Origin of the sequence: Streptomyces sp. CB01201 (assembly GCF_002803085.1) — a bacterium.
Lineage (GTDB): Bacteria > Actinomycetota > Actinomycetes > Streptomycetales > Streptomycetaceae > Streptomyces > Streptomyces hundungensis.
This window is the reverse complement of the sequence record NZ_NNBJ01000011.1, coordinates 206,618-213,137: the sequence shown is the minus strand read 5'-3', so window position 1 is coordinate 213,137 and position 6,520 is coordinate 206,618. Positions and strand designations below refer to the sequence as shown.

The 6,520-nt window shown below is 70.3% G+C and carries 6 protein-coding genes and 1 pseudogene; 1 reads left to right on the top strand and 6 read right to left on the bottom strand.

What is annotated here, in order from left to right; all coding sequences use genetic code 11:
• From CG740_RS41090 to CG740_RS22785, 3 genes and pseudogenes are all read right to left on the bottom strand, one after another.
• Positions 1 to 317: pseudogene (locus CG740_RS41090) on the bottom strand (FKBP-type peptidyl-prolyl cis-trans isomerase); the annotation flags it as partial.
• Positions 318 to 453: 136 nt separating this feature from the next.
• Positions 454 to 1,815 carry a Pup--protein ligase gene (pafA, locus tag CG740_RS22790; RefSeq protein WP_100577088.1) on the bottom strand — a complete coding sequence of 454 codons (1,362 nt, stop codon included), beginning with the start codon at positions 1,813 to 1,815 and terminating at the stop codon, positions 454 to 456.
• A gap of 9 nt (positions 1,816 to 1,824) precedes the next feature.
• Complete coding sequence (locus CG740_RS22785) at positions 1,825 to 3,084, bottom strand: MFS transporter (RefSeq protein ID WP_100577087.1); 1,260 nt, start codon at positions 3,082 to 3,084, stop codon at positions 1,825 to 1,827.
• 186 nt (positions 3,085 to 3,270) lie between these two features.
• Between CG740_RS22785 and CG740_RS22780 the strand changes: the two genes are divergently transcribed.
• Complete coding sequence (locus CG740_RS22780; protein WP_234376457.1) at positions 3,271 to 4,296, top strand: LacI family DNA-binding transcriptional regulator; 1,026 nt, start codon at positions 3,271 to 3,273, stop codon at positions 4,294 to 4,296.
• A 34-nt stretch (positions 4,297 to 4,330) separates the two neighbouring features.
• Here the strand turns inward: CG740_RS22780 and prcA are convergent, their stop codons facing one another.
• Genes prcA through CG740_RS22765 form a run of 3 tightly spaced genes read right to left on the bottom strand, consistent with a single transcriptional unit; the run spans position 4,331 to position 6,517 of the window.
• Positions 4,331 to 5,089, bottom strand: a complete 759-nt coding sequence (gene prcA / locus CG740_RS22775) for a proteasome subunit alpha (protein ID WP_100577085.1) — start codon at positions 5,087 to 5,089, stop codon at positions 4,331 to 4,333.
• A 55-nt stretch (positions 5,090 to 5,144) separates the two neighbouring features.
• A complete protein-coding gene (prcB, locus tag CG740_RS22770; protein WP_100577084.1) occupies positions 5,145 to 5,990 on the bottom strand; it encodes a proteasome subunit beta in 846 nt (281 codons plus the stop codon).
• Positions 5,942 to 6,517: an endonuclease VII domain-containing protein gene (locus CG740_RS22765; RefSeq protein ID WP_100577083.1), complete on the bottom strand. Its 576-nt coding sequence runs from the start codon at positions 6,515 to 6,517 to the stop codon at positions 5,942 to 5,944. Before CG740_RS22765 ends, prcB begins: the two co-directional genes overlap by 49 nt.
• Between the last annotated feature and the right edge of the window lie 3 nt (positions 6,518 to 6,520).

Below are 6,520 nucleotides of genomic sequence, written 5' to 3'. Positions count from 1 at the left end.
TTCCCGGTGTACTTCGTCACCGCGAGGTCGTCCTTCTTGACCTCGGGGCCGGTGCCGGCGGTCAGCGTCTTGACGACGAACTTCCCGCTCGGGTCGCCCTTGGGGATGGTGATCGTGGGCTTCTTGTCCGCGTCACCGGCGACGGTGGGCATCGGCGAGGCGTCGGACACCGGCTTGGGAGCCGCGGGCGGCTGCGACGCCGAGTCCGAGGGAGAAGCGGACGCGTCCTTCTTCTTCGCTGCGTCGTCACCTCCTCCGCAGGCCGCGGTGAGCATCAGGGCCGGCACGATGAGCGCGGCAGCAAGTCGGCGTCGCACAGTGGTCCTCGGGGTAGCTGGAACGGTCGGAGCGGCCACTCTACGGCCCCACTACGCCACCACAAGGGTGCGGCATGCCCGGGGGCCCCGTACGCAACAGCGCACGGGGCCCCCGGATCACACGGCTGACGTCGTCTCACATACCGGCGATCAGCTTCTCCACCCGGTCGTCCACGGACCGGAACGGGTCCTTGCACAACACGGTGCGCTGCGCCTGGTCGTTGAGCTTCAGATGCACCCAGTCGACCGTGAAGTCCCGTCGCTGTTCCTGCGCCCGGCGGATGAAGTCGCCGCGCAGCCGCGCCCTGGTGGTCTGCGGGGGCACCGACTTGCCCTCGAAGATCTTCAGGTCGTTGCAGATCCGGGCCGCCTGGCCCTTGCGCTCCAGGAGGTAGTACAGGCCCCGCCGACGGTGGATGTCGTGGTAGGCGAGGTCTATCTGCGCGACCCTCGGGTGCGACATGGTCATGTTGTTCTTGGCCCGGTACCGCTCGATGAGCTGGTACTTCATGACCCAGTCGATCTCGGTGCCGATCCGGTCGAGGTCCTCGGCCTCGATCGCGTCCAGGGTGCGGCCCCACAGTTCGAGGACCTGGTCGACGGTGCCGGTGCGGATGCCCCGGCGCTCCACGAAGTCGACGGCCTTCTCGTAGTACTCGCGCTGGACTTCGAGGGCGGATGCCTCGCGCCCGCTGGCCAGGCGCACCTTGCGCTGGCCCGTGATGTCGTGGGAGACCTCGCGGATGGCCCGGATCGGGTTCTCCAGGGTGAGGTCGCGCATGACCGTGCCGGCCTCGATCATGCGCAGCACGAGGTCGGTGGCGCCGACCTTCAGGAGCATGGTCGTCTCGGACATGTTCGAGTCGCCGACGATGACGTGCAGGCGCCGGTAGCGCTCGGCGTCAGCGTGCGGCTCGTCCCTCGTATTGATGATGGGACGAGAGCGGGTGGTGGCGGAGCTGACGCCCTCCCAGATGTGCTCGGCACGCTGGCTGACGCAGTAGACCGCGCCGCGCGGGGTCTGGAGCACCTTGCCGGCACCACAGATCAGCTGGCGGGTGACGAGGAACGGGATGAGGATGTCCGCGAGCCGGGAGAACTCTCCGTGACGGGCGACCAGATAGTTCTCGTGGCAGCCGTAGGAGTTTCCCGCCGAGTCGGTGTTGTTCTTGAAGAGATAGACGTCGCCCGCGATTCCCTCCTCGTGCAGGCGGCGTTCGGCGTCGACTAGCAGGCCTTCGAGAATGCGCTCACCGGCTTTGTCGTGGGTGACCAGTTCGGTCAGGTTGTCGCATTCGGGTGTCGCGTATTCCGGATGCGATCCCACGTCGAGGTAGAGGCGGGCGCCGTTCCGCAGAAAGACGTTGCTGCTGCGGCCCCATGACACAACACGGCGGAAGAGGTAGCGCGCCACTTCGTCAGGAGACAGTCGGCGCTGTCCCCTGAACGTGCACGTGACGCCGTACTCGTTCTCCAGCCCGAAAATGCGGCGGTCCATGAGTGAACATTACGCCTGATGGCCTGAGCTGAAACCGGGTTCGACAGCACGGTTTCGATCATTTTCGTCAACTCCCCCGACAGGGCGCGGACGCTCGGGGGCCGCAAGCACCCTTTGCGTCGTGAGCAGCACCACGAGCGCCGCGATTCCGCCGCCGCCCGCGACCGCGAAACTCGCACCGGTCCCGCCGAGTTCGACCGCGGGTCCGGCCGCCGCCGTGCCGAGCGCCGTGCCCACGCCGAAGGCGGTCACCAGCCAGGAGAACGCCTCGGTCACCGTGCCGCGCGGGGCGTGCCGGTCCACGACGATGAACGCGCAGGCGATGGACGGCGCGAGGAAGAGCCCGGAGACGACGGTGAGCGCGGCCATCGCGGGGACGCCCGGGACCAGCGTCAGCGGCAGATAGCCGACGGCGAGCAGCGCGACCAGGATCCGCAGCCGCTTCTCGGGAGCGCCGCTCCACCGGCGGGCCCCGTAGACGAGCCCGCCGAGCAGCGCGCCGAGCCCGTTGGCGGCCATGAGCCAGCCGTAGATCGTGTCGCTGCCGTGGTCGTCCGCATAGGCGGACGCGGCCACGATGATCGCGCCCAGCGCGAGCCCGACGAAGAAGAACGAGCCGAGCAGCGCGAGCAGCCCCGGTGAGCGCAGCGCGCCGAGCCAGTGCGCCTCGCGGGGCGCCGAGCGCCAGCTCCTGGACGGCCGGGACAGGACGACGCTGAGCGCGCCGAGCACCCCGAGCGCGTTGATCAGGACCAGCGCGGTGGCGGGCGACCAGAGGGCGATCGAGACGGTGACGAGCAGCGGCCCGACCGTGAACATCACCTCCTGGGCTATCGCGTCCATGGCGTACGCGGTGTGCACCTGGTCCTCGCGCTTCAGGACGCTGGGCCACAGCGCCCGCAGGCCGCCCTCCAGGGGCGGTGTGGCGAGTCCCGCGACGAGGACCGCCGCGTACGCCACGGCCACCGGCTCGATGCCGGCGACGGCCAGCAGGACCATGCCGAGGGCGGACAGGACGGCGGCGGGCAGCATCACGCGCGGCTGGCCGTACAGGTCGACGGCCCGTCCGAGCAGCGGCTGGCCGACGGCGGTGGCCACGCCGTACACGGCGGTCAGGGCCCCGGCGAGCGAGTAGCTGCCGCCCTCGGCCCGGACGAAGAAGACGACCGCGATGGCGGCGGTCGCGTTCGGCAGCCGGCCGGTCAGGGTGCCCGTGAGCAGCCGCGCGGCGTGCCGGGTCCGAAGGATCTCCGCGTATCCGGCCGCCATGGCCACTCCTTAGTGTTACGTATAACGTCCGAGGTCATACGTACCATGTGGCGAGTGCACGGGTCCACCCCGCGCCCGCCCGCACCTCGCCCTGGAGGCCCCTTGACCAGCCCGGACAGCCCGGAATCCGCAGCGGAGCCCGCACCCGTGGCCGCCCGCGCCGGGGTACGGGCCGCCCGCGCCGCGCTGTCCGGACGGGCCCCCGGGGCACGCCCGCCCACCAGCCGGGACGTGGCGAGCGCGGCCGGGGTGTCACAGGCCACCGTCTCGCTGGTCCTGGGCGACAAATGGCGTGGCCGGGTCTCCGAACGGACCGCGGGCCTGGTCCGGGAGGCCGCGCAGGACCTCGGCTACCGGCCCAACCTCGCCGCCCGCAGCCTGCGCCTCGGCCGCACCAGGACCGCACTGCTCGTCGTGCCCGCCATGACCAGCGAGTTCTTCGCCCAGGTCTACACGGGCGCGGCCAAGGTCGCCGCCGAACACGGCTTCGGCGTGGTGCTCTACCCCTCCCCCGAGGGCATCGGCCCCGCCCGCGACCCCTTCGACTCCGCGCGCACCGCCCTCGACGGCGTCATCGCCTCCTCGATGGCGGCGGACGCGCTCGCCTCGATCCGCGGCAGCGACCTCCCCCTGGTGATGCTCGACAGCGACCCCGCCGAGACCGGCCCCGCGGCCCACGTCAACCTCGACATCGCCGACGGCGTACGGCGCCTGACGGAGCATCTGCTCGGCCTCGGCCACCGCCGGTTCACCCACATCGCGGCCGACGTCGACTCCTGGACCTTCGTCGTACGCGCCCGGGCACTGGCCGACGCGCTCACCGACGTGCCGGACGCCGAGCTGCGCACGGTACGGGCCGAGCTCAGCGTGGACGGCGGCCGGCGGGCCGCCGAAGCCGCCCTGGGCTCCCCCGGCCCGCGCCCGAGCGCACTGGTCTGCGACGACGACTTCCTGGCGGCCGGCGCCTGCAAGGCCGCCCACCGGCTCGGCCTGCGCGTCCCCGACGACGTGTCCGTCACCGGGTTCGACGGCCTCACCCTCGCCACGGCCCTCGAACCGGAACTGACCACCCTCACCCTGCCCGCCGAGCAGGTCGGCGCGCGCGGCATGGCGGCCCTGCTCGCGGTTCTGGAGGGACGGCCCGCGGAAACCGGGGACCTGCCCGTGACGCTGGCCGTACGGGGCTCAACGGCCGCGCCCCGGCCCGCCTGAGGCGGAACCGGGGCGCGGTCAGAGCGGGCGGGGACTACTCGTCCTCCGTCTCCTCCAGATCCGAAGGGGCCTCGGTGGGCTCGGTCTTGGCCACATCGGCCTGGAGCAGCCGGGAGAGCTGGCGGCCCACGATGCGCTTGAACTTCCGCTGCTGCGGCCGCGTCCGGTCCAGAACCGCGACCTCCAGACGCTCGGCGGGAATCTCCCGGTCCGCGCCGTTCGTCTGGTTGGAGAGGGCCTGCACGGCCAGCCGCAGCGCCTCCGCGAGCGACATGCCCTCCTGGTGACGCTGGTCCAGGAACGTGCTGATCTGCTCGGCGTTGCCACCGACCGCGACCGAGCCGTGCTCGTCCACGATCGAACCGTCGTGCGGCAGCCGGTAGATCTGGTCCTCTTCGGGAGTGCTGCCGACCTCGGCGACCACCAGCTCCACCTCGTACGGCTTCTCGCCGACGCTGGAGAAGATGGTGCCCAGCGTCTGCGCGTAGACGTTGGCGAGCCCACGGGCCGTCACGTCGTCACGGTCGTAGGTGTATCCGCGCAGATCCGCGTAACGGACGCCGCCGATGCGGAGGTTCTCGTACTCGTTGTACTTGCCGGCGGCCGCGAAGCCGATCCGGTCGTAGATCTCGCTGAACTTGTGCAGCGCGCGGGACGGGTTCTCACCGACGAACACGATGCCGTCGGCGTACTGGATCACGACCAGGCTGCGGCCGCGGGCGATGCCCTTGCGGGCGTACTCCGCACGGTCGGCCATGGCCTGCTGGGGTGAGACATAGAACGGGGTCGACACCGGCTAACCGTCCCTTTCTGTCAGTGGCTGGGTCATCTCGGGGCCTGCGCGGGCCTCAGAGGAGGGAGGCCCGGGGGCCGTCGGGCTGCTCCAGCCGCCGTTCCAGGATGGAGCGGGCGAGTTCGGAGGACTCCGCCTCGGTGAGCCGGCGGAAGCCGTCCTCGGTGATGACGGTGACGATCGGGAAGATCCGGCGCGCCATGTCCGGGCCGCCGGTCGCCGAGTCGTCGTCGGCGGCGTCGTAGAGCGCCTGGATGACGAGCGTGGTCGTCTCCTGCTCCGTCAGATCGTCGCGGTAGAGCTTCTTCATGGAGCCCCGGGCGAAGATCGAGCCGGAGCCGGTGGCGGCGAAGCCGTGCTCCTCGGAGCGGCCGCCGGTGACGTCGTAGGAGAAGATGCGGCCCTTCTCGCGGTCCACGTCGTACCCCGCGAAGAGCGGGACCACGGCGAGGCCCTGCATGGCCATGCCCAGGTTGCCGCGGATCATCGTGGAGAGCCGGTTGGCCTTGCCCTCCAGGGAGAGCGTGGCGCCTTCGACCTTCTCGAAGTGCTCCAGCTCCAGCTGGAAGAGCTTGACCATCTCCACCGCGAGGCCCGCGGTGCCCGCGATGCCGACCGCCGAGTACTCGTCGGCCGGGAAGACCTTCTCGATGTCGCGCTGGGCGATCATGTTGCCCATCGTGGCCCGCCGGTCGCCGGCCAGGACGACCCCGCCGGGGAACGTCGCGGCCACGATCGTCGTGCCGTGCGGGGCTTCGACGTGGCCCTGCACGGGCGGCAGGACGCGCTTGCCGGGGAGCATCTCCGGCGAGTGGTCGGACAGGAAGTCCATGAATGAGGAGGACCCAGGCGTCAGGAAGGCAGCTGGTAGACGCCCGGTGCCACGAGTGTTGGCTTCCACGAGTTTCCTTCCAAGTAGGCGGCAGCGCGACGGACGGTGTCGGGATCGTCTCCCAACTTGCCGATGGCCGAATTGCAGTTGAAGCAGAGTACGCCCCGGACCCTACCCGTCTGGTGGCAGTGATCCACATGAACGGCGGGAGCGGAGAGGCAGATTACGCAGAGGCCCATCTGGGACTCGACCAGCGAATCGCGATCGGCTTCAGTGAGACCGTATGAGCGCTGAAGGTGCCTCGCACGGCCCTTCGCGGCCTTACACGACTTGCAGAGCGTTGCGAAGCCGTCTGACGCCCGGCGGTTCCGGGACCACTCACTGTGCGGCTCGATTGTTCCGCAAGTGCGGCAGAACTTGTGGCCTTCCGGGGCCTTCACCCTGGGCCGCACGTTTTTGCCGCGAGCCACCTGACGCTGCTGGTGATATGCGGCCGAGCATTCGCGACAGTAGACCTGGTACCCGTCGCGGGAAGCCCTGTTCTTTGCGAAGGCTTCCCACGACAGCATCCGTTCGCAGCGTGAACACCGCTTCATCCC

Bases quoted from the DNA above. Each gene is read 5' to 3' on its own strand.
- CG740_RS22785 (WP_100577087.1), bottom strand. From the start codon at position 3,084: ATGGCGGCCGGATACGCGGAGATCCTTCGGACCCGGCACGCCGCGCGG.
- pafA (WP_100577088.1), bottom strand. From the start codon at position 1,815: ATGGACCGCCGCATTTTCGGGCTGGAGAACGAGTACGGCGTCACGTGC.
- CG740_RS22765 (WP_100577083.1), bottom strand. From the start codon at position 6,517: ATGAAGCGGTGTTCACGCTGCGAACGGATGCTGTCGTGGGAAGCCTTC.